Below are 415 nucleotides of genomic sequence, written 5' to 3'. Positions count from 1 at the left end.
GAGTCGCCCGCAGAAACAGGTACGCAACGCGTGATTGGATAAGCAATTACTAGATAACTATGTTGCTACATGACCAATGCGTGCAACTTAACCAAAATTCGTCCTACAATGGGCGCCAAGATCAACCAACTTCTTCCTGAGACAACTATGCGCAGCTTTACCGATCTCTGCACGATGGCCTTCGAGCGTTTGCGTTCCCCAGTCGATGGGGCGTTGAACGTCTCCTTCTACGCAATGGATCGTGCGACCCCGTCACTGCATGTTGTCGAGTGCCGCCCGGAAGTCGCCTCCTTTTACGCCGAGGGACAAATCCCCGGTCATGAGGAGGTTGGCGCCATCACATGTGGAATGACGCCAGGCGAGGTCCGCGTTGCGTTGATCATGCCGCCGTCGGCAGTGTTCGGCGACGCTCAGT

The 415-nt window shown here is 55.4% G+C and carries 1 protein-coding gene; it reads left to right on the top strand.

The window, feature by feature from the left end; all coding sequences use genetic code 11:
• Positions 1-69: 69 nt before the first annotated feature.
• Positions 70-415, top strand: a 346-nt coding sequence (locus JWG88_RS21420) for a hypothetical protein (protein WP_205235854.1), incomplete at its 3' end; no start/stop codon positions are given.

The organism is Desulfopila inferna, from assembly GCF_016919005.1.
GTDB lineage: Bacteria > Desulfobacterota > Desulfobulbia > Desulfobulbales > Desulfocapsaceae > Desulfopila_A > Desulfopila_A inferna.
Note: the sequence above shows the minus strand (reverse complement) of the source record. Positions and strands in the feature narration are given on the sequence as shown.